The organism is Methanobrevibacter sp., assembly GCF_045541095.1.
Classification (GTDB): Archaea; Methanobacteriota; Methanobacteria; order Methanobacteriales; family Methanobacteriaceae; genus Methanocatella.
Map to the genome: position 1 here is coordinate 1 of NZ_JAZQIJ010000014.1, position 23775 is coordinate 23775.

Annotated in this window: 20 protein-coding genes; 13 read left to right on the plus strand and 7 right to left on the minus strand. The window is 37.9% G+C overall.

Translation table 11 applies throughout. From position 1 onward, the window contains the following. Positions 1 to 148: 148 nt before the first annotated feature. The 3 genes from ACKI2P_RS00495 to glmM (ACKI2P_RS00505) all read left to right on the plus strand — a co-directional run bounded on the left by ACKI2P_RS00495 (position 149) and on the right by glmM (ACKI2P_RS00505) (position 3832). Entirely contained in the window at positions 149 to 1138 is a 990-nt protein-coding gene (locus ACKI2P_RS00495; RefSeq protein WP_407374201.1) for a hypothetical protein, read from the plus strand. Between the two features lie 109 nt (positions 1139 to 1247). Then, positions 1248 to 2486, plus strand: a complete 1239-nt coding sequence (locus ACKI2P_RS00500; RefSeq protein ID WP_407374203.1) for a 2,3-bisphosphoglycerate-independent phosphoglycerate mutase — start codon at positions 1248 to 1250, stop codon at positions 2484 to 2486. Between the two features lie 8 nt (positions 2487 to 2494). Beyond that, on the plus strand, positions 2495 to 3832 hold the full coding sequence (gene glmM / locus ACKI2P_RS00505; protein WP_407374205.1) for a phosphoglucosamine mutase: 1338 nt from the start codon (positions 2495 to 2497) through the stop codon (positions 3830 to 3832). Between the two features lie 127 nt (positions 3833 to 3959). Here the strand turns inward: glmM (ACKI2P_RS00505) and ACKI2P_RS00510 are convergent, their stop codons facing one another. Beyond that, positions 3960 to 4127 (minus strand): rubredoxin, encoded by a 168-nt coding sequence (locus ACKI2P_RS00510; protein ID WP_407374206.1) that lies wholly within the window; start codon positions 4125 to 4127, stop codon positions 3960 to 3962. A 148-nt stretch (positions 4128 to 4275) separates the two neighbouring features. On the opposite strand from ACKI2P_RS00510, the gene glmU reads away from it, so the two are divergent. From glmU to ACKI2P_RS00535, 5 genes are read left to right on the plus strand one after another with little or no spacing between them, the layout of a single operon-like run. Further along, the gene (gene glmU / locus ACKI2P_RS00515) at positions 4276 to 5574 is read left to right on the plus strand and encodes a bifunctional sugar-1-phosphate nucleotidylyltransferase/acetyltransferase (RefSeq protein ID WP_407374208.1); all 1299 of its coding nucleotides are present in this window, start codon (positions 4276 to 4278) and stop codon (positions 5572 to 5574) included. 12 nt (positions 5575 to 5586) lie between these two features. Next, positions 5587 to 6069, plus strand: coding sequence for a gamma carbonic anhydrase family protein (locus ACKI2P_RS00520; RefSeq protein ID WP_407374210.1), 483 nt, complete (start codon positions 5587 to 5589; stop codon positions 6067 to 6069). A gap of 2 nt (positions 6070 to 6071) precedes the next feature. Next, positions 6072 to 7172: a histidinol-phosphate transaminase gene (gene hisC, locus ACKI2P_RS00525; protein WP_407374212.1), complete on the plus strand. Its 1101-nt coding sequence runs from the start codon at positions 6072 to 6074 to the stop codon at positions 7170 to 7172. Further along, a complete protein-coding gene (locus ACKI2P_RS00530; RefSeq protein WP_407374214.1) occupies positions 7172 to 7882 on the plus strand; it encodes an anaerobic ribonucleoside-triphosphate reductase activating protein in 711 nt (236 codons plus the stop codon). Before hisC ends, ACKI2P_RS00530 begins: the two co-directional genes overlap by 1 nt. A 14-nt stretch (positions 7883 to 7896) precedes the next feature. Continuing rightward, entirely contained in the window at positions 7897 to 9033 is a 1137-nt protein-coding gene (locus ACKI2P_RS00535; protein ID WP_407374215.1) for a tetratricopeptide repeat protein, read from the plus strand. Between the two features lie 163 nt (positions 9034 to 9196). Here the strand turns inward: ACKI2P_RS00535 and glmM (ACKI2P_RS00540) are convergent, their stop codons facing one another. Further along, positions 9197 to 10561 (minus strand): phosphoglucosamine mutase, encoded by a 1365-nt coding sequence (glmM, locus tag ACKI2P_RS00540; RefSeq protein ID WP_407374217.1) that lies wholly within the window; start codon positions 10559 to 10561, stop codon positions 9197 to 9199. 62 nt (positions 10562 to 10623) lie between these two features. Further along, entirely contained in the window at positions 10624 to 11022 is a 399-nt protein-coding gene (locus tag ACKI2P_RS00545) for an OB-fold nucleic acid binding domain-containing protein (RefSeq protein WP_407374219.1), read from the minus strand. Positions 11023 to 11187: 165 nt separating this feature from the next. Here ACKI2P_RS00545 and ACKI2P_RS00550 point away from each other — a divergent pair, with 165 nt between their 5' ends. After that, positions 11188 to 11736 carry a queuosine precursor transporter gene (locus ACKI2P_RS00550; RefSeq protein ID WP_407374263.1) on the plus strand — a complete coding sequence of 183 codons (549 nt, stop codon included), beginning with the start codon at positions 11188 to 11190 and terminating at the stop codon, positions 11734 to 11736. Here ACKI2P_RS00550 and ACKI2P_RS00555 read toward each other — a convergent pair. Together ACKI2P_RS00555 and thiC are read right to left on the minus strand one after the other, a co-directional pair. After that, positions 11733 to 13391 carry an ATP-dependent DNA ligase gene (locus ACKI2P_RS00555; protein WP_407374221.1) on the minus strand — a complete coding sequence of 553 codons (1659 nt, stop codon included), beginning with the start codon at positions 13389 to 13391 and terminating at the stop codon, positions 11733 to 11735. The genes ACKI2P_RS00550 and ACKI2P_RS00555 overlap by 4 nt on opposite strands. Next, on the minus strand, positions 13391 to 14665 hold the full coding sequence (gene thiC / locus ACKI2P_RS00560) for a phosphomethylpyrimidine synthase (RefSeq protein ID WP_407374223.1): 1275 nt from the start codon (positions 14663 to 14665) through the stop codon (positions 13391 to 13393). Before thiC ends, ACKI2P_RS00555 begins: the two co-directional genes overlap by 1 nt. Before the next feature lie 116 nt (positions 14666 to 14781). Here thiC and ACKI2P_RS00565 point away from each other — a divergent pair, with 116 nt between their 5' ends. Beyond that, positions 14782 to 15636: a methanogenesis marker 8 protein gene (locus ACKI2P_RS00565; RefSeq protein ID WP_407374225.1), complete on the plus strand. Its 855-nt coding sequence runs from the start codon at positions 14782 to 14784 to the stop codon at positions 15634 to 15636. 23 nt (positions 15637 to 15659) lie between these two features. Then, positions 15660 to 16307: a PolC-type DNA polymerase III gene (locus ACKI2P_RS00570; RefSeq protein WP_407374264.1), complete on the plus strand. Its 648-nt coding sequence runs from the start codon at positions 15660 to 15662 to the stop codon at positions 16305 to 16307. Positions 16308 to 16416: 109 nt separating this feature from the next. Here ACKI2P_RS00570 and ACKI2P_RS00575 read toward each other — a convergent pair whose 3' ends face one another. After that, the gene (locus ACKI2P_RS00575) at positions 16417 to 18615 is read right to left on the minus strand and encodes a CDC48 family AAA ATPase (RefSeq protein WP_407374266.1); all 2199 of its coding nucleotides are present in this window, start codon (positions 18613 to 18615) and stop codon (positions 16417 to 16419) included. 312 nt (positions 18616 to 18927) lie between these two features. Beyond that, positions 18928 to 20238: a prephenate dehydrogenase gene (locus ACKI2P_RS00580; RefSeq protein WP_407374227.1), complete on the minus strand. Its 1311-nt coding sequence runs from the start codon at positions 20236 to 20238 to the stop codon at positions 18928 to 18930. 65 nt (positions 20239 to 20303) lie between these two features. Between ACKI2P_RS00580 and ACKI2P_RS00585 the strand changes: the two genes are divergently transcribed. Beyond that, on the plus strand, positions 20304 to 22004 hold the full coding sequence (locus ACKI2P_RS00585) for an ABC transporter ATP-binding protein (protein WP_407374229.1): 1701 nt from the start codon (positions 20304 to 20306) through the stop codon (positions 22002 to 22004). Next, positions 22004 to 23770: an ABC transporter ATP-binding protein gene (locus tag ACKI2P_RS00590; RefSeq protein WP_407374231.1), complete on the plus strand. Its 1767-nt coding sequence runs from the start codon at positions 22004 to 22006 to the stop codon at positions 23768 to 23770. The genes ACKI2P_RS00585 and ACKI2P_RS00590 overlap by 1 nt, the downstream gene beginning before the upstream one ends. Positions 23771 to 23775: the final 5 nt, after the last annotated feature.

A 23775-nucleotide genomic window follows, 5' to 3' on the forward strand; every position in this document is an offset into this window, starting at 1 on the left:
GTTATATTTATATATAATTAAATTTAAAATATTTATTGTGATTTTAAAGTCATTTGGGAATAATTAAAATTCTCCTAAAAATGTCTGTCACCAGATTTGTTACTTGAATGACTTTAGAATATTACCAAATTTTTAGGAGGAATTGGATTTGAAGAAATACAATTCGAATTATGTTGAAAATTCTAAAAAACCTGAATATGTCGGGGAGGTTGTGGAGGAGTTAATTAAAGAGGAAATAAATACCAAACCATATGATTTTCTTTTTAGGTTCATAGGTGAGGAGTATCCTCAACTGAATCATGAATTTCTTGATTTGCCGGGAATATTTAAGCAAATGGAAAGTACAAATGTATTTACAAAAGATGGTAAAAGTTTACAGATGGATTTGGTTGAATCTATAATTCCTGATGGGAAAAATGTAAAATATGCTGCTATAACAAATATGGAACATCAAGCTCGAAAGTTGTCTTTATCAAAAATAGAAGACATGTTTTTCTATGCTATTTTTTTAATTGGGAAATTTAAACGGCCTTGCTATTCATTTGTCATAACAAATATCGACCATGGAGCTACAGAAAGGATATATTATGTTGATGGACACCCATTTTTGATACATTTTATACTTTTTGATAAAAAAAGAATTTACAAATTTTTAAATATATTAAATGAAAAAAATTATATTATCTCTCAAGTGTCTGAAATGGATTTCATGACCTTAAACTATTGCATAATCTTTGCAAAAGAAGATTTTGCAAAAGATGTGATTGAGTCTTGCGTTAACTTATTTGTCTCAATTGAAAATATCAGTTTTGAACATCAGTTGGTGTTATTTATAAGTTTGAAAACTATGATTAAATTTCATTTTAGAGATAATATGGATAAGACAAGGGAGTTGTTGACCATGATAACCAAAGCCGTGAGTGAAAACATGATTGAAGAAATGCCATTGTATCAAAGGACTAGAAAAAGACTTTTAGATGCACAAGATCAGATACAAAAGGACAAAAAAATTATATCTGAGATGGGCAGTGCTATTGCTGAGAAGGATAGTGCTATTGCTGAGAAGGATAATGTCATTGCTGAAAAAGATGAGGAGATCGCTTTGTTAAAAGAAGAAATCAAATCTCTTAAAAAATGAATTAACTTAAAATTTATTTATTTTTTTATTTTTAATCTATTTTTTTAAAAAAATTATTTAACTATTAAGATTATATAATTATAATAGTATAATTTATTAGGTGATATTTATGAAAGGTCTTATTTTAATTATGGATGGTATGGGTGACCGTCCTATTAAAGAACTAGGAAATAAAACCCCTCTGGAAGCTGCAAATACTCCAAATATGGATAAGATGGCGGCTGAAGGAATTACTGGTATTATGGATTCAATTGCTCCGGGAATCATCCCTGGAAGTGACACCGCACACCTGTCTATTTTAGGATATGATCCTTATGAAGTATACACAGGAAGAGGTCCTTTTGAAGCTAATGGTGTGGGAGTAGACGTTCTGCCTGGAGACATTGCATTCAGATGCAACTTCTCAACAGCAGATGAAGATTTAATCGTAACAGACAGACGTGCAGGAAGAATCAAGGAAGGAACCAAAGAAATAGTGGACGTATTGAACACTATGGTTCTCGAAGACTATCCTGACGTTAAAATCATATTCAAAGAATCTACCGGTCACAGAGCAGTACTGGTCTTAAGAGGTGAAGGCCTTTCAGGTAAAGTAAGTGATGCTGATCCTAAGGTTGAAGGAAACAAACCAAAAGAAGTAAAAGCTTTGGATGACACTCCTGAAGCTGCAAAAACTGCTGACATATTGAATAAACTTGTTGTCAAAACCTATGAAATGGTAAAAGACCATCCTGTAAATCTCAAAAGAATTGAAGAAGGTCTTCCACCAGCAAATATCGTAATCCCTCGTGGAGCAGGAGAAGTGCCTGTTGTCGAATCATTGAATGACAAATATGAAGTAAACTCTGCCTGCATTGCAGAAACAGGTCTTATTATGGGTATCGGAAGATTTGCAGGAATGGATATCATTGAAATGGAAGATGTTACTGGCGGAATCGACACTAATCTCGACAATATCCGTGATACAATCATTGACCAGGTCAAAAACTCAGACCATGACTTTTTCCTAATCAACATTGACGGTGCTGACGAAGCAGGCCATGACGGCCAGACAATGGAGAAAAAGGAATTCATCGAAAAAGTCGATGAGGTCGTCATGAGCGAACTTATAAAACTTGAAGATGTTTATATTTATTTAACAGCTGATCACTCAACTCCTATTTCAGTCAAAAACCACTCAGGAGATCCTGTTCCTGTACTGATTAGAGGTCCTGAAGTAAGAACTGATGATGTCACAGAATTCTCAGAAAGAGCATGTGCAAAAGGAGGATTAAACAGAATCAGAGGATCAGATGTAATGAACATAATGATGGACTTAATGAATTATGCACATAAATTCGGAGCATAGGTGATTTGATGGTAGCTAAAAAACTGTTCGGAACATCCGGTATAAGGGGCCTGATTGGTTCTGAAGTGACATGTGAACTGGCATTGAATGTCGGTAAATCCCTTGCATACTATTTGGGTAATGAAGGTACTGTTGTAATAGGTTATGATACAAGGACAACAAATAAAATGCTTGATCAGGCAATATGTGCAGGACTCCTTGAAAGCGGAGTTAATGTTGTTAAAATAGGAATGGTTCCAACTCCGTTAGTTGGTTATGCTACCGAAAAACTTGATGCCGATGCTGGAATAATGCTTACAGCTTCACATAATCCTTCTCCATATAATGGAATAAAGCTATGGAATAAAAATGGAATGGCTTACACTTCGGCTCAGGAAGCGGAAATAGAAAAAATCTATGCTGAAAAATCCTACATTTCAGTATCATGGGACAAAATCGGTTCTTTAAGTGTCAATGAGGAAATCAAAGGACGATACGTTGATGATTTGGTAAATATGGTTGACATCAAGCCGGGTCTAAAAGTAGTTGTTGACTGTGCATCAGGAGCGGGAAGCGAAATATCACCTTTAGTATTTAGAAAAGCAGGATGCGAAGTCACCACTTTAAATTCACAGCCTGATGGATTTTTCCCTGGAAGAAACCCTGAACCAAATGCTGAAAACCTTCAAAATCTTATGAAAACTGTTGTAGCTATTGGGGCAGATCTTGGAATAGCTCATGACGGTGATGCTGACAGGATGATAACTGTTGATGAAAACGGAAATATTTCACCGTTTGACTCACTTTTAGCATTGATTTCAAAAGAATTCGACGGAGATGTAGTGACAACCGTTGATGCAGGTTTATGTATGGATGAGTCTGTAAACGGCCGGGTTTTCAGAACTCCGGTCGGAGACGTTAATGTGGCTGAAGTCATCATCGAGAAAAATGCGGCATTCGGAGGAGAGCCTTCAGGTACATGGCTGCATCCGGACTTCTGCATGTGTCCTGACGGAATATTGTCCGGTTTAAGAATGGCGGAACTGGTATCCAACAAGGGAAAACTCTCAGAGCTTCTTTCTGAAATTCCATCCTATCCAAACATCCGTGAAAAGATTACCTGCTCAAAAGAGGCTAAAGTCAAAGTCATGGAAAACATGGAAGAACTGCTTAAAGGCGCATTTGATGATGTTAAGGATATTAACTCAATTGATGGTGTAAGATTGACATTTGAAGATGACAGCTGGGTACTGGTAAGGCCGTCCGGAACTGAGGACTATATCAGAATCACACTGGAATCCCGTGACGCTGAAAGGGCTGAAGGGATTAAGGATGTATGTGTGAAAATAATCAATGAAAACTTATGAAGATATTCTTATCTTCAAACTTCTTTTTTTAAAATATCTGAAAATATGAATAACGTTTTTTCAATAATCAATATTTTTTGATGGTTTTGTCGGTGGTTAAAAAAATTAAAAGATAGAAGAAGATTGTTTATTCTTCTTCTACGATAAATGCGTCGATACCTAAAGCAGCGCATTCTGGGCAAACCCAGTCATCTGGCATGTCTGCAGGAGTTTTTCCAGCAGGAATGTTGTATGCAGGGTCACCTTTTTCAGTATCAAATCTGTATTCACAGTGTAAACAAACATATACAGTCATTTTTTTATCTCCTTTATTGTGTTTTGCTATTAGCATAGCTAATATAATTATAGTATATTTTCATTTATATTTATAATTAGTCATTTGATTTAAGAAAAATTATTTTAAAGATAATGAATAAAACATATAATATTATTAAATAATTTTTATGGGGATAGACAAAGTGAAAGCAATTATATTGAGTGCCGGCGAAGGTTCTAGAATGAGGCCGTTAACACTAACAAAGCCAAAAACCATGCTGCCGGTAGCTGGAAAGCCTATTATTCAATACAATATAGAATCATTGAGGGATAATGGGATTACAGAGATATTATTAATCGTTCGTTATAAAGAGGAAATGGTTAAGGAATACTTTGGAGACGGCAGTGAATTCGGCGTTAACATTTCATACAAGACACAAAAGGATTTCCTGGGTACTGCCAATGCTATTTCATACGGTGAAGACTTCATTGAAGACAGTATGATTGTTCTTAATGGAGATATCATTCTCGATAACGAAATCATAAATGAAATCATCAAAAAATACGATGACATCAAACCTGACACACTTATGGTTTTGACTGAAGTTGAGAATCCTTCAGCTTTTGGTGTTGTGGAAATTGAGGATGGTAACGTCAAAAACATTGTTGAAAAACCTAAAAAAGGTGAAGAGCCAAGTAACCTGGTCAATACCGGTATTTACATATTCAACAAGGATATCTTTTCTAAAATAGCAAAGACTAAAATTTCTGAACGTGGAGAATTTGAGATTACAGATTCACTGACATTACAAATCGAGGATGGCAAAAAGGTCATAGGTCATAAGACCAACAAGGACTGGATTGATGTCGGCCGTCCTTGGGAGCTAATTGAAGTAAATGAGGAACTTATCGGTAAATTAAAAACAGAAATCAAAGGAACTATTGAGGACGGCGTTCACATCCATGGTGAAGTATTTTTGGATGAAGGAAGTATCATACGTTCCGGAGTGTACATTGAAGGTAATGTTTACATAGGTAAAAACTGTGATATTGGTCCTAATTCCTATATCAGAGGCAATTCCTACTTCGGTGACCATGTTTCCGTTGGAAATGCTGTTGAAATCAAAAATTCAATCGTTATGGAAAATACCAATGTCAGTCACCTGAGTTATGTTGGGGATTCAGTAATCGGGTCCAACTGCAATATTGCTGCAGGAACTAACATTGCAAACCTGCGTTTTGACAACAAGTCAGTCAAAACCAAAATCAAGGATGCCATGATTGACAGCGGAAGAAGAAAGTTAGGATCAATCATCGGGGATTCAGTTAAAACAGGAATCAACTCCAGCTTTTCACCGGGTGTGAAGGTTGGCCATAATGCTACTATAGGTTCAGGGGTTTTGTTGTATGATGATGTACCCTCCGATACAAGAGTATTGGTAAAACAGAATCATATTATTCAAGACAAGAAATTGAAAAAAGAATAAAACGGCGATATTATGGAAAATAACAAAGACTCTATTGTAATATGCCCAGGCGCACAGGTAATTGGTGATGTTGAACTTGGCAGTGATGTGTCCATCTGGCACGGCGCTGTTGTAAGGGGGGATACTGATTCCATCACTATAGGAAACAGGTCCAATGTCCAGGACAACTGCGTAGTACATTGCACCAAAGGATTTCCGGTAATCGTAGGAGACAATGTATCAATTGGTCATGGGGCGGTCGTTCACGGCTGCAAATTGGATGACAATGTTCTTATCGGAATGAATGCGACAGTTTTAAACGGCGCACATATATCCAAAAATTCAATCGTTGGTGCGGGTGCAGTTGTAAGTGAAGGCAAGGAATTTCCTGAAGGTAGTCTGATACTGGGAGTTCCGGCCCGCGCAGTAAAGCAGCTTAGCGATGAACAGATTCAACATATCCAGGAAAACGCCGACAATTATGTTAAACTTTCCAAACAATACAAGGAAGACTAATAATGAAAGCAAGAAAGATAGTAGATGAAATGGATTCATATGTTCCTGGAAGGTCTCAGGATGAAATTGCAGAGGAGTTTAACTTAAATAAAGATGAAATCATAAAGTTAGGTTCCAACGAAAACCCTTGGGGGCCGTCTCCAAAGGCAGTTGAAGCAATTAAAAATGAATTGAAATCAATCAACAGATATCCTGAATCCCAGCTGAAGGAACTGGTTCATGAAATGGCTCTTTATTCCGGAGTAAAAGACAATCAGGTTATTGTCGGAGGAGATGGTGCCGATGAAATCATAGATGTGCTTGCAAAAACATTCATTGATGAAGGGGACGAATTCATTGTCCCTCTGCCGTCATACATGTACTATGAATATCTGCTCCAGCAGTACGGTGCCAAACCGGTTTATGCAAGATGGGATTTGGATAAAAACGAACTGGACGCAGATTCAATATTTGAAGCAATCACTCCCAAAACAAAAATGATATTCCTGTGCAGTCCGAACAATCCTACAGGAACATTAATCAAAAAGGAAGTTTTAGCAGATATTGCAGCTAAAAACCCTGAAATATTAATAGTTATAGATGAAGCTTACTTTGAATACTCAGAAGTTACAAACAAGGACCTTATTGATGAATATGACAATATATTTATCATACGCACACTGTCCAAGGTATTGGGTCTTGCGGGAATGAGAATCGGATATGGTCTTGCATGTGAAGAGATTATCGAGTACATGCACAGAATCAAACCTGTATTTTCTCTAACAAGACTGTCCTTTGTGGCTGCTCTCAATACATTCAGGGATAAGGACTACATTGCCGAATCCATAAGAAAAGGAATTGAATCAAGACAATATCTGTATGATGAAGTCTCTAAAATAGATTCTTTAAAAGTATTTCCTTCCAAATCCAATTTCATGTTAATCAACGTGAAGGATACAGGATTTACAGCTAGTGAATTGGCTCATGAACTCATGAAAAAAGGAATAATCGTAAGGGACTGTACCTCTTTTAAAGGTCTTGATGAATATTGGATACGAATCAGCATTTGTACTCTTGAGGAAGATGAAAAGTTTATAGAAATTTTAAATGAGGTTTTAAACTAATGTATATTGGAGGATCTGTAATTTCTTCAGTTGAATTTCATGGAAATATGTCTTTGGTTATTTTCATGTCTGGATGCCCTTTAACATGCAGATACTGTCACAATGCGGAACTATTAGATGATAAAACCGAAAAGTCATTTGAAGAGGTCAAACATGAAATTGACACTTCTTTTGATTTTTTAGATGCAGTGGTTATTTCCGGAGGCGAACCTTTACTCCAGTTAGATGCACTAATCGAGATATTTTCATACGTCAGAGAGATAGGACTTAAAACAAAACTAGACACAAGTGGAATTTATCCTGATAGAATTAAAAAATTATTGGATTTAAATCTTTTGGATTTTGTATCACTTGACGTTAAAACAGTATTTTCAAAATATAGAAAAATTACAGGTTCAAATGTTGGATTTCAGGTTAAGAAATCCATGGAGCTTATTAATGAATTTGATAATGTTCATTTGGAAGTTAGAACTACTTATGTTCCCTCATTACACACAAAAAAAGACATTATTAATTTAGCTGATGAAATAGAAGCTGATATTTATACCATTCAGCAGTTTAGAAATAAAAATGTTCTTGATCCAGCTTTGGAAAAGGTTGAAGTGCCGAATCCTCATGATTTGGTGGCTTTGGCCCGTGAAGTTAAACCGTATTTCAGCGGTCAGGTAAAAGTCAAATCCGGTGAATTTGGTGAACAGGTCATTGAATAATTTGGAGGAATAAAATGCCAATTCTGTCATTTTCAAGTAATGATATAGATGTAATCACTGGTAAAAAAACCAGGACAATTCGTAAAGCATGGAAGAATCCTCTAAAAGTTGGAGATAGACTTTATTGTTATTGGAATTTGGTTTCGAAAGAAAAAATGAAAATTTTTGAAGCGTTGGTTACAGACGTGGAAAACATTTCATTTGAAGAGATTAAGGACAATGATGAACTGGCAAGAATGGAAGGTTTTAAAGACTCTTATGATATGTTAAGGGAATTTAAAAAAATGTATGGTGGCCAGATTAACGATGACGATGAATTTCAGATAATCTATTTTGAAAAACTCCACATTGATGACTGGAAAGGTGATAAGATAGATGAAAAGGCCATGATTACCAAAAGGGCAGATATTCTTTTTGACAGCGGTAAGTTTGACAAATCCACAATGTGTTATGATGCTGCTTTGAGAATTGATCCTGATGATATTTATCTGCTGAACAAGCAGGGAGACAACCTTTCAAGGTTGGGTCAGTTTGATGAGGCCATTGACTGTTATGACAAGGCTTTGGAGATAGAACCCGACAATGAATACATCCTAAACAACAAGGCAATAGCGCTTCTCAATGCCGGAAGGATTGAGGAGGCATACAAGTCAAGCACAATTGCATACAATTATAGGCCGAGCAGTCCTATTGTTTTGTACTGGAGAGGATTTATCCTGGAAATGCTTGGTAGGTATGATGCGGCATTAAGGGTTTATGACAAGCTGATTGTCCTTGACGGTGAAAATCCCGAGGTTTGGAATGCTCGGGGAAACCTGCTGACTGATATGGGAAAGCTTGAAGAAGCTATTCAGTCTTTTGACAAGGCTGTAGAAGTGTGTCTTGATGATTCTGAAATGGATGCCAATGCAATAAATCGTATGGGTAATGCCTATATTGATTTGGGTAAGTTTGATGAAGCTCTTGACTGTTTTAATAAGGCAATTTCTCTTGAAAAAAATAACATTGACTTTTTATTGAACAAAGGTGTTGTCCTGATGGAATTGGGCAAATTTGAAGAGGCTGTTGATAGCTTTAACAGGGTTCTTCTTAAAAATCCCGATAATGAGGATGCATTTTTCTTAAAAGAGGAATGTTTGGAAAACTTTTAATTTTTAATGTAGATGGCCTTATTTATTTTTTATTATTTTTCAGTTTACTTTTTTTATTTTAAAAATAGGATGCATTAAATTATATTTTAATAAGTATGTTTAGTTTAAATTATATCTGTATTCGATATAATTAAACTAAATTTGGTGACGGTTTTTTGTAAAATTATTTTTTGTATTTTTTGATAAGGCCAATTCCCCATGCAGTCATCTCGTCAGCTTTTTCCTGAGAGTCGCACTCTGCAAAGCATCTGAAAATTGGTTCTGTTCCTGATGGTCTGATGATTACCCAGCCATCGTCTTTTAGAATTTTAACACCGTCTGTTAAATCCAGCTCAAAATCGGTAGTGTTTTGAATCTCTTCTGCAATGCTGGACATTACAAATTCTTTTTGATCATCGCTGCATTCGATTTTCATCTTTTTGGCATAGTAAACTGGAAGTTCAGATACCAGTTGGGATAAAGGTTTTTTCTCTTTAGCGAGGATTTCAAGGATTTTTGCAACGGTCATTACTGCATCCCTTCCGTAAACGAAGTCAGGGAAGATAAGTCCTCCGTTTTCCTCACCTCCGAATAAACCATCTTCGTCCTTGAGTTTACGTGCAACTAACAAATCTCCAACGGCGGTAGCTATAACTTCTCCGTTATATTCTTCTGCAATATCGTAAATTGCCTGGGATGTTGCAACGGTTGTAACGATGATTCCTCCATCGTTTTCCTTAAGCATCTGTTTTTCAACAAGAGTGAAGGTCTTATCGCCTAAAACGAAGTTTCCTTTCTCGTCAATACAGATTGTTCTGTCAGCATCACCGTCATGCGCAAGACCTATGTCTGCACCCAGTTCCTTTACAACTTTAATCAGTTCCTGCAGGTTTTCCTCAATTGGTTCAGGGTCACGGCCAGGGAAAAATCCGTCTGCCTGTGAGTTTAATGTAGTTACTTCGCAGCCCAGTTTCCTTAAAAGGTATGGTGCGGTATAGCTTCCGGCTCCGCATCCGCAGTCTACAACGACTTTCAGTTTCGCATCTCTAATCGCTTCAGCGTCTACTTTGGAAATCGCTTCGTCAACATATTCATCAATGATTTTGTCATTGTGGTAGATTTGGCCGATTTCATTGAATGGAACTCTGTCAGGTTCTTCATCGAAATATAACTTTTCGATTGCAAAATCCATTTCATCAGGTATTCCGATACCGAATTCGTCCAAAAATTTAAGTCCATTATATTGTGGAGGGTTATGTGAAGCTGTAATCATCACTCCTCCGTCATAATATTTGCGAACAGCATACTGAACTCCTGGTGTAGGCAGGATTCCTAAATCCACAACATCGCAGCCGCTTGATAAAAGTCCTGCTTTTACGGCTTCTTTTAACATAGGGGTAGATGTTCTGGGGTCTCCTCCAACAGCAACTGTTCCTTTAATTTGTGTACCGTAACAGGCAGCAAGTCTTGATGCAAACTCAGGGGTTAAAACATCATTTGCAGTTCTTCTTACACCAAAAGTACCAAATAATCGTTTTTTATCAGACATGTTATTAATTCCTATACATTTTATAGTATCATTTTTGATTTCTATCAATAAATATATATTTGTTAGTTTGTGATTTTCAGGCCGTCTCCACTGGATAAAATCATCTCCAAATCTGAATTGTACTCCGTGATTTTACCGGTCACTTCAACTTTTTTGTCCTTGAAGTCTGAAATATCAAGATTATTCGATTGAATCTCGGCCGCTTGGCTTTCAAATATTATCAGAGGCATCTGACCGGTTCCGTCGTTAATGGTTAAAAAATAACTGCTTTTGGATGCTGAAGATGAAACGTCCGTAACTACACAGTCTATCGACACCTCTTCATCGATCATTCCTCTGTTGATGTCTTTTATCTCCACTTTTTTAACTTCAATTGTAGGTGTAAAAATCAGTAAACCTATTATTCCTATCAATGAAGTGACTAAAGCTATTTTAAGTAATTTGTCATCTGTAATTTCCATGAGTTTTCATTGGATTCGCTAATTAAAATAGCTGATAGGATTTCGGTTTGTTAAATTTATATCCCTTTAAAAATATAATATCATCATGTTATCTGAACTTACCAAAACAGAATTGATGCCATACTGACAGGTGTTTTTACCGCATGTCTGATTATCTCAAACATAATTGCCGGAAAAACATTTGATTTTTTCTCTTTCACACTTCCCTGTGGTGTCATAATATTTCCGGTAATATATATTGTAAATGATGTTTTAGCTGAGGTTTACGGTTATCAAAAAGCTAAAAGAGTAATTTTATTGGGATTTTTAATGAATCTCATAGCAGTAATATGTTATAATGTAACAATCTGGCTTCCGGCTCCTGTATTTTTTGAAAACTCCCAGGCATTCAGTATTGTTTTAGGTTCAACTTTAAGGCTGTTGGTAGCGAGTTTCATAGCTTATCTCGTTGGTTCTCTGGTCAATGCAAAAGTTATGGTCATTTTAAAGAACTGGGATGATGATAAGTTATTTTTCAGATGTATAGTTTCAACATTATTCGGTGAAGGTTTGGATGCGATAATTTTCATCACAATAGGATTTTTGGGAACAATGCCTTTGGAGGCTTTGCTTTTGATGATTGTAGCACAGGCCCTGTTCAAGACAATATATGAAATTATTGTCTATCCTCTCACAAGGCATGTGATTGGCAGGGTAAAATCACTGCCTAACTAGTTTCCTGTATTGTACATCGAAAGCAGCCTTTCAACGGTATCTGCATCCATTGGACTTTTGTCTTTTCTTATGTTTTTGACGACTGGGAACCTTAGGGAATAACCTGTTTCATATTCAGGGGATTCAACGATTTCTGAAAATGCGATTTCCAATACGATTTTAGGCTCTACCTTGATTTCACGGCCTTTGGTTGAAATTTCAAGTTCTTTCATTTTTTTGGTCAGATATTCTAGAGTTGCATCGTCAAGGCCGGTTGCGGCATATGCCACACCTTTAAAGTCATCGTTTTCATCCCTTAAGGCTACAAGATATGATCCGACGAAATCTCCTCTTTTTCCGATTCCGTATGTTCCTCCGATGACGACCATATCAAGTGTTTCAGGTTCCGCCTTGTATTTGAGCATCTTTTTACCTCTGAGTCCCGGAATATAAGGTTCCTTGCAGTCCTTAATCATTATTCCTTCATGGCCTCCGTCAATGGAGGTTTCAAAGAGTTCCTGAAGCTCGTCAATGTTGTCTGGTGTTCCAACCTTCATGGTACTGAGGTTCATCTCATCAACTGATGTGTCCACAATCTCTTCAAGTGTTTCACGCCTTTTTGAGAGTGGTTCATCAATCATAGGGACCTTATAGAACAGCACATCAAATAAAAATACTTTTAAAGGCACGTTTTCCATGGCCTCTTCCACATTGTGTTTCCTTCTAACCCTGTGAAGCACATTCTGGAAAGGTAGGGGTTTGCCGTTTCTTGTAGCAATCACTTCCCCTTCGACGATGTAGCTTTCATGAGGCAGCTGCTCGTTGAAAAGTTCAACGATTTCCGGAAGTGCATGTGTGATGTTTTCTAGTCTGCGGGTGAATATTTTGATTTCATCACCGTTCCTGTGAACCTGCAGCCTTATTCCATCGTATTTTGTTTCACATATGGCGCAGCCCATCTCTGGAATGATTTCATCCAGTGGCGGTGCAAGCTGTGCAAGCATAGGTTTTACAGGGGTTCCCGGTGTCAGATTTAGTTTTTCCAAACCTTCCGCACCTTCCTCTTTCGCGGTTCTTGCAACAACTGAAAAGTCATTTGTCAGCATCTGAGCCCTTTCAACAACCTTTTTGTCAATATCGAAGGCCTGCGCTATTGCGTCACGGACAACTCCGTCACCGACGCCTATTCTCAGCTCTTCTGTTATTGTTCTTGTGAGATATTTGGCTTCAGTTGCACTTGCCTGGCTCAGAAGTTCCAGTATGACTGCGATTTTACGGTTTGTGGATCTTGAACCTGAAATCTGTGACAGCTTTCTCAGGCTGTTGAAGACAAAATCGATTGTTAAAGGCTGTGAGAAGAATGTCATCTGGGACTTTTTGGCATATAGCTTGATGCATGCAAGACCGATGTCTCCTTCGTCACGAACCGCATCCTCAACGGCTGCCTGTGTTGTTCCGACAGCTTCTGCAACTGCTCTTTCAACCAGTTTTCCGCCAATTCCGATTTCTTCAGAACTCCATGCGGGGAACACTACTCCCAAAATCAGAAGACCTACCTTTTCTATGGTGTCTGAATCCAGTTTTTTCAGGTATTCTGAAATGATTTCAGTTTTTTCCAGCCTTTTTGTGGTTGCCTCAAGTGCTGAGTAGACATCCACCAGTTCCTGATATTTCATTAGAAGTCTCCTTTTGCGATTTTAACTGCGCAGTATTCTCCGCACATTGAACACATCTCATTATCGTCCAGTTCACATTTATCCTTGTATTTTCTAGGTTTTGATTTGTCAAGGGCAAGGTCGAACTGCGCTTCCCAGTCAAATTCCTTTCTGGCCTTTGCCATTGCACGCTCTCTTGTCCATGCTGAGTCAAGACCTTTTGCAACGTCAGCTGCTTCCGCAGCTATTTTTGATGCTATGACTCCTTCCTTAACGTCTTCAAGACTTGGAAGGGATAAATGTTCTGCAGGGGTCACGTAGCACAGGAAGTTTGCTCCTGATGCTGCCGCAATCGCTCCTCCGATGGCGCCTGTGATGTGGTCATAGCCCGGTGCGATGTCTGTTACGAGCGGTCCTAAAACGTAAAACGGTGCGCCATGACAGATTGTCTTTTGAATTTCCATGTTGGCCTTTATTTGGTTTAAAGGCATGTGGCCTGGCCCTTCCACCATTACCTGCACGTTTGCATCCTGCGCTCTTTTGACAAGGCCGCCAAGGTTAACAAGCTCTTGAATTTGAGGGATATCGCTTGCATCTGCCAGACAACCTGGCCTGAGGCCGTCTCCTAAGGACAGTGTAATGTCATATTCATAGGATAACTCCAAAAGATAGTCATAATTTTCATATAATGGGTTTTCAGCTCCGTTGTGATTAATCCATGATGCCATGAATGTTCCTCCACGGCTTACAATTCCCATCATCCTGTTTGCCGCTTTCAACTTTTCAACCAGATCCATTGTTATTCCGCAGTGGAGTGTCATGAAGTCCACTCCTTCCTTGGCCTGATTTTCAATGGCCTTGAATATGTCGTCAGGGTCCATGTCTATGATTTCCTTGTCCTTTGCAAGTGTCACGACTCCGGCCTCATAGATTGGAACTGTCCCGATACACAAATCAACTGCATTCATGATTTCCTTTCTGAATAATTTCAAATCAGAACCTGTTGACAAATCCATCAGTGCATCAGCACCATATTCTGCGGCCAGCTTTGCCTTGTTGATTTCAAGTTCCAAATCATCAATTTTGGATGATGAACCTATGTTTGCATTGATTTTGGTTTTAAGGCCTTCTCCAATACCGCATGGCTTTGAATGGCCATTGACATTTTTAGGAATTACCACCAATCCCTTGTCAATAAGTTTGGCCAGTTTGTTAACATCTATATTTTCTTCTTTTGCAACATATTCCATTTCGGGAGTTATGTTGCCTTTTTGAGCTTCACTTTTCTGAGTCATATATTTTATCCCTCATATCGACTAATCATTAATAATATTTCAATTTAATAATATATAGAATTTTTTAACAAATGTTTTTATATTGTAATTTTATAAAATTACTTGAAGGTGGTTATATGGCTGAAGACAGACATGTGATAGAAACATTAGGAAAAGTCAGAGTGGTTATTGAAAACGGTGAGATTACAGAAGTCGGTTCATCTGAAATGAAATATTGTCCAATGTTTCATGCAATGCATAAGGTTGATGAGCTCAATGAGGAATTTATCCGCAAAAACATCAATTTCAGAATCAAGGACTTTGGAATGTGCACTCCTGAAAGGGTAGTTGAGATGGATGACCTTGTAACTGTCGGAATTTCTGAAATTTTAAAGACAAACATGGAAAACGGAAGCATTGACTGTGTAGTCGGTGCATGTGACGGTGCAGGAACAGTAATTATGACAGATCCCCGTGTTGTTCAGGGGGTTGGGGGAAGAGTATCAGGCCTTATCAGCACAACTCCTATTCCTGAAGTGATTGAAAAACTTGAAGAAAAGGATTCTATTGTTTTGGATCGCGAAACTGCTGAGTTGAATCAGCTTGAAGGATTGAAAATTGCTGTTGAAAAAGGATATAAGAATATTGCCATAACTGTAATTCCTTCTGCGATGATAAAGGAGCTTCGCGAATATCCCGTAGGTGATGATGTCAATGTCTATATCTTCGTGGCCCATACGACAGGCGCAACTTCTGAAGAAGTTGAAATGATGTTTGAAAATGGAGATATCGTAACTGCATGCGCTTCAAAAGAGGTCAGTGACTATGCAGATGAACATAAACCGTACTATTATGGCCTTAAGGTACCTATATTCTGTGCCAGTGAAGACGGAAGGAGATTTTTAGACAACCGTCTTGAAAAAATCGGTAAGCCATTGACAACCGATGAATATCCAAGAAACAAGGATGATGCGCCTCATAAACTGCTTTAAATGGAGGAGTTGTTATTAAAAAGATATTTTTTGATACCGAAACAACCGGTCTTAACTGCCGAAGAAACCAGATAATAGAACTGGCAATGATTACTGTAGTTGATGGTAAAATCGTCGATTCATATGATGAATTCGTCAAATGTGATTTCAGCCTGCCTTATAAAATTACCAAACTGACTGGCATTGATGATGAAACTCTGGATGAAAAAGGTCTCGATGAAAAGCAGGTTGCTTTCGATTTAAAGGCACAGCTTCAGGATGATGCTCTCATGATTGCCCATAACGCACAGTTTGACCTTTCTTTTATCTATTTTTTACTTTTAAGGCATTTTCCTGATGAGGCTGATGATTTGGTTAAAAAAATGGACTGGTTGGACACATTAACTGTTCTAAAAGACCGCAAAAAGTATCCTCATAAGTTAATAGATGCTGTTGACCATTACGGCATTGAAAAGGTTAACTTCCACAGAGCAATCGATGATACAAAAGCATTATATAATGTCTATAAAAAGCTAAAAGAGGAACGTGATGATTTGTCAGAATATATTAATGTCTTTGGATTCAATCCTAAATATGGCATTAGTGGAAAACGCTTTGAATTCATAAACTACAAAAGCCAATCTTTTCATAATTTCATGGTCGATGAGGATAATATTTTACCTAAAAAATAGTTTTTTGATTTATTGTTTGGAGGTTGTGGGAAGACGTCTCTTCCCACTAAATATGGTATAGAAATAATAAGTTTAACGGAGGAAATAAGGAAGAAAGTTAGTTTCTTCCTTACATGTATTGAACTAATTGTTCTTCTTGGTTTTGCTTCGGTTTGACCTTTTCGACTGCTTCTTTGAAGTATTTATATGGAATTTCTTTTGCTTCAAGATCGTTTCTTAAGGTAAGCATTGCTGCTTCCCTGCAGATGGATTCAATGTCTGCTCCGACATATCCATCGGTATTTTTGGCAAGTTTTTTGAGGTCGACATCTTTTGCGAGAGGCATATCTTTTGTATGTACTTCAAAGATTGCAAGTCTTGCTTCTTCGTCAGGTTCTTTGACTTCTATGTGTCTGTCAAACCTTCCAGGTCTTATCAAACCTGCATCCAGAATGTCCGGTCTGTTTGTAGCTGCAATGATTGCAACGTCTTCAAGTTCTTCTAGACCGTCCATTTCTGTTAATAATTGGTTTACAACTCTTTTTGTAACTCCACTGTCAGTGTCAGATCCGCTACGTGCGCTGGCTATTGCATCGATTTCATCGAAAAAGATCACTGTCGGTGCTGCCTGTTTGGCTTTTCTAAATACTTCACGGACTCCTTTTTCGGATTCTCCAACCCATTTTGATAGAAGTTCAGGTCCTTTAACGGAAATGAAGTTTGCTTCACTTTCGCTAGCCACAGCTTTTGCAAGCAGGGTCTTACCGGTTCCAGGAACTCCGTAAAGGAGGGTTCCTTTTGGAGGTCTGATTCCTAGGCGTTGGAATGTTTCAGGATGTTTTAAAGGCCATTCTACTGCTTCTTTAAGTTCCTGTTTTACGTCTTCAAGTCCGCCAACATCGTCCCATTTGATGTCTGGGATTTGTACCAGCACTTCTCTTAGTGCGGAAGGTTGGATTTCTTTTTGTGCTTCCTTAAAGTCAGCTCCTGTTACCACTATTTTTTCCATTACCTCTTTTGGAATCTCTTCGTCGTTTTTGATTTCAGGAAGGATTCTTCTGACAACTCTCATAGCTGCTTCCTTACATAATGATTCGAGATCGGCACCTACGCACCCGTGGGTGGTATTTGCGATTTTATCCAAATCGACGTCATCTGCAAGAGGCATGTTTCTTGTGTGGATTTCAAGCACTTCTTTTCTTTCATCTGAGTCTGGAACTCCGATTTCTATTTCACGGTCAAATCTTCCAGGTCTTCTGAGTGCCGGGTCAAGTGAATCAGGTCTGTTGGTTGCACCGATAACGACCACTTGGCCACGGGATTTTAGACCGTCCATCAATGTAAGAAGCTGTGCAACGGTTCTTCTTTCAACTTCTCCATTGGTTTCTTCTCTTTTTGGTGCAATAGCATCAAGTTCATCTATAAATATGATTGAAGGTGAGTTTTCTTCAGCTTCTTCGAAGTATTCCCTAAGGTTTTCTTCGGATCCTCCGACATATTTGCTCATGATTTCAGGCCCATTGATTGCAATGAAATGGGCATCACTTTCACTGGCTACCGCTTTTGCCAGTAATGTTTTACCGGTACCTGGTGGCCCGTGCATCAATACTCCTTTTGGAGGTGCGATTCCCAGTTTTTCGAAAAGTTCTGGTCTTTTGAGAGGAATTTCAATCATTTCTCTTACTTTTTTAACTTCCTCTTTCAGGCCTCCGATATCTTCGTAGCTTACATCAACGAGGTTTCCGACACCTTCGATTTTGCTTACGTCAACCGGGGTTTCGTGAAGCTGTACTTCGGTATTCGGTCCGACTATCACGATGTCTTTCGGATTGGTTGACACGACTGCAAATTTGATTTCTGTCATTGCCGGTGTAAAGTCCATCAGTTCATCAAAGATGCTGTTGAATCCTCTGCCCATACTTGGTCTTGGAGCTCTGATTTGTGATCCGATGATGTCTCCTTGAACCATTACTTTTCCGGCGAAAAGTCCGCGCACATCTCCCTGTACACGAATGTTATTTTCAATTGGTGCCAAAACAACTTTTTTAGCTTCGATTGCTTTGGTTTTTTTGATTATGACTTCCCCTCCGATTGTTGCTCCGGAGTTTTTACGAACTAGCCCATCGATTCTTATTACTCCAAGGCCGATGTCGGTTTGGGAAGGAAGAGCGATTGCTGCAGTTTTTCTTTCACCTATGATTTCAATCAAATCTCTTTCGTGGATACCTAAATCATCCATGACGTTAGGGTCAAGCCTTGCCACTCCCTGGCCAACGTCTTTTTGTGAAATGGCTTCTGCAACTTTTAGTGTGATTTCATTTTCTGCCATCTTATCATCTCCTTTTATGGCTGTAATCATGTAATTGTAATGTGTCAAAATCTTTTTGTTACTTTTTGTAACTTTATTGACAAACATATCTGTGTATGTTTTACTATATAAATGTTTCGGTTTTTAACTTTTTTAAAATCCTTTTTAAATTTTTTTATTTAGTCTAAAAATTGCAATGGTTATATATTTTTATTTTAATAATGTAATATTTTTCTTTAAAATTAAAAATAATAAAAAATAAGATGGTGTGGCTTAAATAAAAATTTAATTACTTTTAGAAAGTTTAATATTTGTTCGCATATATTGAAACATTTATCTTATCTGTCCGCCGAAACCTGTGAACAGGTTTTTCACCTTTTCAATATCTTCCTTGGCAAGTCCGGTAACTTCAAAAGTCAGACTTATGAACTCGTCTGAAATCTGGGGGCCGTTATAGGCATCTGTGAGGTGAATTTCAATTATGTTTTCGATGTTCATCACAGTTTCCCTGATGATTTCAACATTCACGTTTTTAGGAAATATGCAGCTTATGGATTCTGTTTTTGTCTTCAAATTCTCAATTTTCCATCGATGGAGTTCCTCAGGAATCAAAATCCTGATGTTGGCCAACCTAAGTTTTTGGGTTTTATTTCCGGTTTTCAATACTGCGGTCTTTTTATCCACGCTCTCCAGGATTCCTACATGGATCTTTCCTGAATAAATGTGTTTCACTCCGACTTCCTGGCCGATATTTTGATTCAGATAAATGAATTCGTAATTCAAAGCGCCGATTGCCTTGTCACTTCTACCCAATGCGTTTGTAATGTCGCCCATATTTTTTGTAGCGTTGATGGCAATTTCAACAAATCTGTCCTCATCATTGTTGTTGATTACATCCCTCAGTTCTGCTGCGGCTTCAGTAAAAGTGTTTCTGATTTTAGGGCCGTTGTTGTTTCTGGCTTGGATGTTGTATGTCAGATAAGGATTTTGGGATACTATACGGGCAATCATATCGATCATCAGATTGTAGATTGGACTTTCATAATCCTCTGTTTCTGAAATGTCCACTTTCAGTTTTTCAATTGCAGAGGCGGTTGAAATGAATGAAAAATGGGTTAGAACCTGTACGATACTCATCATGTAATCATGCTTTTCGGCGGTGGTTTCAATAATCTGCATATTTTTTCTCTTAAGGTAATTGTAAACCTTAGGATACCATTCGCCCTTCTTGTCAGGAGTCAGAACAATAATCTGATTGTCAAGAACGGTTGTGCGAGGACCGAAAACAGGGTGTGATGGAATATATTCAACTGTGTCAGGCAGCACTTCTGCCATGGTTTTTAAAGGTTCTTCCTTGATTGAAGTCACGTCAATCATCACAGAACCGCTTTTCATAAACGGTGCTACTTCACGAATGACCTCGGATGTATGTTCAATCGGAACTGAAACGATTAAAATATCGCTTATATTGGCCAATCCCGCATTTGATTCTATGTAATTGACTTCAAGTTCATCTGCTACTGATTTTCCTTTTTTATGGTCTCTTCCAGAGATATATATGTTAAAATCATCCCTGAAATAATAGACCAGGGTTTTTCCCAAACCGTCACTACCACCTATTATTCCGACATTCATTTTAATCATTTTATTAATTTTTTAATTAGGTTTAATAAAGTTTTTTATATATTCTTTTTATATATTATAAATTAATGATGCGGATTTTCAAACCCCTTAAAAACAAGATTCCAAGCATGATTGTTATCGGAATATTTTTGGTAATAAGCGCATACTGCAGCTTAACATTGCCTCAGTATACCGCAGAAATCATAGATGTAGGTATTAAAAACTCCGATATTCCCTGCATCCTTGATATTGGTACAAAAATGATGATGATGGTCTTGATTGCAGCATTGTCTTCTGTAATTGTGTCATTTTTGTCAAGCAGGGTTTCATCAGGTTATGCAAAGGATTTAAGGAATATTGTTTACGCCAAAATCCTGAAGTTTTCAAACCATGAACTGAATCATATTTCAAAGTCTTCCCTGATTACCCGTTCAACCAATGATATAACTCAAATACAGACAATTACAGAAATGACATTAACTACAATAATATTCGCTCCGATTTTAGGTTTCGGAAGTGTTATTAAAGTTTTTCAAGTGGATTATGACTTGTCATGGATTATTTTTGTGATTTTTATTTTGATTTTACTCACTCTGGTGCTGTTTGTAAAAAAGGTTGTTCCATATCTTGACGCTTTTCAGAAAATAACTGATGAGATGAACCAAAGGTCAAGGGAAATCCTTATGGGAATACCTGTTATCAAGGCATTTGTAAGACAGGATTATGAAGAGGAGAAATTCGGTGATGTTAACAAAAGGCTTCTGGACTTGAATTTGTATCTTTATAAGTATCTGATGCTTTTCAGCCCGTTGCTGATTTTAATATTGAATATTATGGTTATTGAGATAATCTATTTCGGTTCATTCCAGATTGCGGTTGGAGACATTCTCACAGGTGAGGTTGTTTCATTCGTCCAGTATTCCTCACAGGTCATATCAGCATTTCTTGTGATTGGAAACTTCATGATAACTCTTCCAAGAATTATAATTTCGGCAAGACGTGTCAACGAGATACTTGACACCGAACTGGCCATTACGGACGGTGAGCTGGACAACATCGAAGACAATGCAACAATTGAATTTAAAAACGTTTCATACCAGTATCCTGGAAGCGAAAAGGAAACTCTAAAAGGAATTAATATGAAACTGGAGCCTGGAAAGACCACTGCAATTATCGGAGGAACCGGAAGCGGCAAATCCACAATTTTAAGCATGATTCCTCGTCTGCAGGATCCTACCTCCGGTGAAATACTGATTAATGGCGTGAATATTAAGAATTTTACTTTAAGTTCCCTGAGGGATAAAATCAGTTTTGCACCGCAGCAGTCTCTTCTGTTGAGCGGAACTGTTAGGTCAAACATGCTTGTTGGTAAACAGGATGCAAGCGATCAGGAAATTGAAACTGCACTGAAAAATGCCCATGTCAATTTTATAGATGGTCTGGATGAGGAGGTCGTCCAGGGTGGGGCTAACTTTTCAGGAGGCCAAAAGCAACGTCTCTCAATTGCAAGGGCTCTTTTGAATCCAAGTGAATTCTATCTTTTTGATGACTGTTTTTCCGCATTGGATATGAACACTGAAAAGATAGTTAAGGACAATTTGAAAAAACTCAACTCCTCTGTTCTAATTGTGTCTCAAAGAATTTCTACAATCAGGGATGCCGATGAGATAATCGTGGTTGAGGACGGCGAAATCGTTGACAGGGGAAGTCATGACAGCCTGCTCGGATCATGTGAAATATACCGTGACATTGTCGACAGTCAAAAGGACACATTGGGGGGAATATAATGGAAGAAAAACAGATTGACCGTAAAAAAGCCATGCGAAATGTTTTAACTCTGTTGAGCGGTTATAAACTTAAGATTACCCTTTCATTAGTGTTCATATTTTTATCCACTTTATTCAACATATTTTCTCCATTGCTGATTGGGGATGCAATCACAATTCTCTTTGAAGGGTCTGCTAGAGCAATTCAGCATACTGGAACTCTTGATTTCGCTTCTTTATTTAATATATTGATTATTCTTATAGTCCTTTATGTTTTAACTTCTCTATTCGGATATCTTGGTGAATATCTGCTGTCTGATATTGTAGTAAATATCTGCTTCACATTAAAGGAAAGGCTGATTAACAAGGTCACTCATCTGCCGATGGAGGATATTGACTCAAACAAGAAGGGGGATATCCTCTCAAGAATCACAAATGATGTGGACACATTGGAAAGCGGTATGATAGGTGCATTTTTGGAGATGTTCCAGTCAGGAATCGTAATAATTGGTGTATTGATTGTAATGCTTGCGGTCAACATCTGGATGACTCTTGCAATCCTTGTTCTCGTGCCTATAACATTTCTGCTAATCAGGGTACTTTCCAACTTTTCACAAAAGTATTTCACAAACGAACTGGCCATCAAGGGTGCTGTTAACTCTCAAATTGAAGAGGTTGTAACAAGCCATGATATCATACGCACATTCAATTATGAGAACTCTTCCATTGAACATTTCAAGAACAACAACAGCAAGTGGTATGATTATGAATGGAAAGCGCAGTTCTTTGCAAGTCTCAACAATCCTGCGATGAGCCTTATTTCAAATGCAATGGAAATCATTATTGCAGTTCTCGGTTCAATCTTTGTCCTTCAGGGTGCGATGCCTGTGGGTAGAATATTGACATTTTTCCAATATGCCGGGGAATTCATAAGTCCTATAACCGAAGTTACCAACATAATGCCTATGGTTCAGATGTCTTTAGCTTCCTGTGACAGGATATTCGAATTTTTAGAGCTGGAAGATGAGTCAAATCCTGGTGAGAAAGAAATCACTGAATTTAGGGATGAAATCACATTCGAAAATATCAGCTTCAGCTATGTTGAAGGAGAAAAAATCATTGATGATCTGTCTTTAACAGTTAAGAAAGGCGAAAACATAGCTATTGTGGGCGAAACCGGAGCGGGCAAAACCACACTCATCAAACTGCTCATGAGACTTTATGATCTTGATTCTGGAGAAATCAAAATCGATGGGGTAAACATAAATGAATATGACAAGCATTCCCTGCGCTCAATGATGGGAATGGTTCTGCAGGATTCTTGGCTGTTTTCCGACACAATCGAAAACAATATTAAATATGGTAAGTTGGATGCAACAGAAGATGAGGTATTGTTTGCTTCAGAAAATGCAAGCACTGACAGTTTTATAAGACAGCTTCCGGACGGATATAAAACAAAACTGAATGAGGACAGTGACAATATATCTTACGGTCAAAAGCAGCTTTTGACAATAGCCAGAACAATTATTTCCGGTAAGGGAATTCTAATTCTGGATGAGGCTACATCAAGTGTTGATACAAGAACTGAAAAACTGATTCAAAAGGCAGCAAGCAGGCTGATGAAAAACACAACCAGTTTCATCATTGCCCACAGATTATCAACAATCAGGAATGCCGATAAGATTATTGTGCTTGGAAACGGCAGCATTATCGAGCAGGGAACTCATGATGAGCTCATTGCCCAAAAGGGATATTACTACAATACTTTAAATTATCAAAATTCTTAATTGTT

Excerpts from the sequence above, each read along its gene's own strand:
- ACKI2P_RS00500 (WP_407374203.1), top strand. The coding sequence starts at position 1,248 with ATGAAAGGTCTTATTTTAATTATGGATGGTATGGGTGACCGTCCTATT.
- glmM (WP_407374205.1), top strand. The coding sequence starts at position 2,495 with ATGGTAGCTAAAAAACTGTTCGGAACATCCGGTATAAGGGGCCTGATT.
- ACKI2P_RS00510 (WP_407374206.1), bottom strand. The coding sequence starts at position 4,127 with ATGACTGTATATGTTTGTTTACACTGTGAATACAGATTTGATACTGAA.
- glmU (WP_407374208.1), top strand. The coding sequence starts at position 4,276 with ATGGGGATAGACAAAGTGAAAGCAATTATATTGAGTGCCGGCGAAGGT.
- ACKI2P_RS00520 (WP_407374210.1), top strand. The coding sequence starts at position 5,587 with ATGGAAAATAACAAAGACTCTATTGTAATATGCCCAGGCGCACAGGTA.
- hisC (WP_407374212.1), top strand. The coding sequence starts at position 6,072 with ATGAAAGCAAGAAAGATAGTAGATGAAATGGATTCATATGTTCCTGGA.
- ACKI2P_RS00530 (WP_407374214.1), top strand. The coding sequence starts at position 7,172 with ATGTATATTGGAGGATCTGTAATTTCTTCAGTTGAATTTCATGGAAAT.
- ACKI2P_RS00535 (WP_407374215.1), top strand. The coding sequence starts at position 7,897 with ATGCCAATTCTGTCATTTTCAAGTAATGATATAGATGTAATCACTGGT.
- glmM (WP_407374217.1), bottom strand. The coding sequence starts at position 10,561 with ATGTCTGATAAAAAACGATTATTTGGTACTTTTGGTGTAAGAAGAACT.
- ACKI2P_RS00545 (WP_407374219.1), bottom strand. The coding sequence starts at position 11,022 with ATGGAAATTACAGATGACAAATTACTTAAAATAGCTTTAGTCACTTCA.
- ACKI2P_RS00555 (WP_407374221.1), bottom strand. The coding sequence starts at position 13,391 with ATGAAATATCAGGAACTGGTGGATGTCTACTCAGCACTTGAGGCAACC.
- thiC (WP_407374223.1), bottom strand. The coding sequence starts at position 14,665 with ATGACTCAGAAAAGTGAAGCTCAAAAAGGCAACATAACTCCCGAAATG.
- ACKI2P_RS00565 (WP_407374225.1), top strand. The coding sequence starts at position 14,782 with ATGGCTGAAGACAGACATGTGATAGAAACATTAGGAAAAGTCAGAGTG.
- ACKI2P_RS00575 (WP_407374266.1), bottom strand. The coding sequence starts at position 18,615 with ATGGCAGAAAATGAAATCACACTAAAAGTTGCAGAAGCCATTTCACAA.
- ACKI2P_RS00580 (WP_407374227.1), bottom strand. The coding sequence starts at position 20,238 with ATGATTAAAATGAATGTCGGAATAATAGGTGGTAGTGACGGTTTGGGA.
- ACKI2P_RS00585 (WP_407374229.1), top strand. The coding sequence starts at position 20,304 with ATGATGCGGATTTTCAAACCCCTTAAAAACAAGATTCCAAGCATGATT.
- ACKI2P_RS00590 (WP_407374231.1), top strand. The coding sequence starts at position 22,004 with ATGGAAGAAAAACAGATTGACCGTAAAAAAGCCATGCGAAATGTTTTA.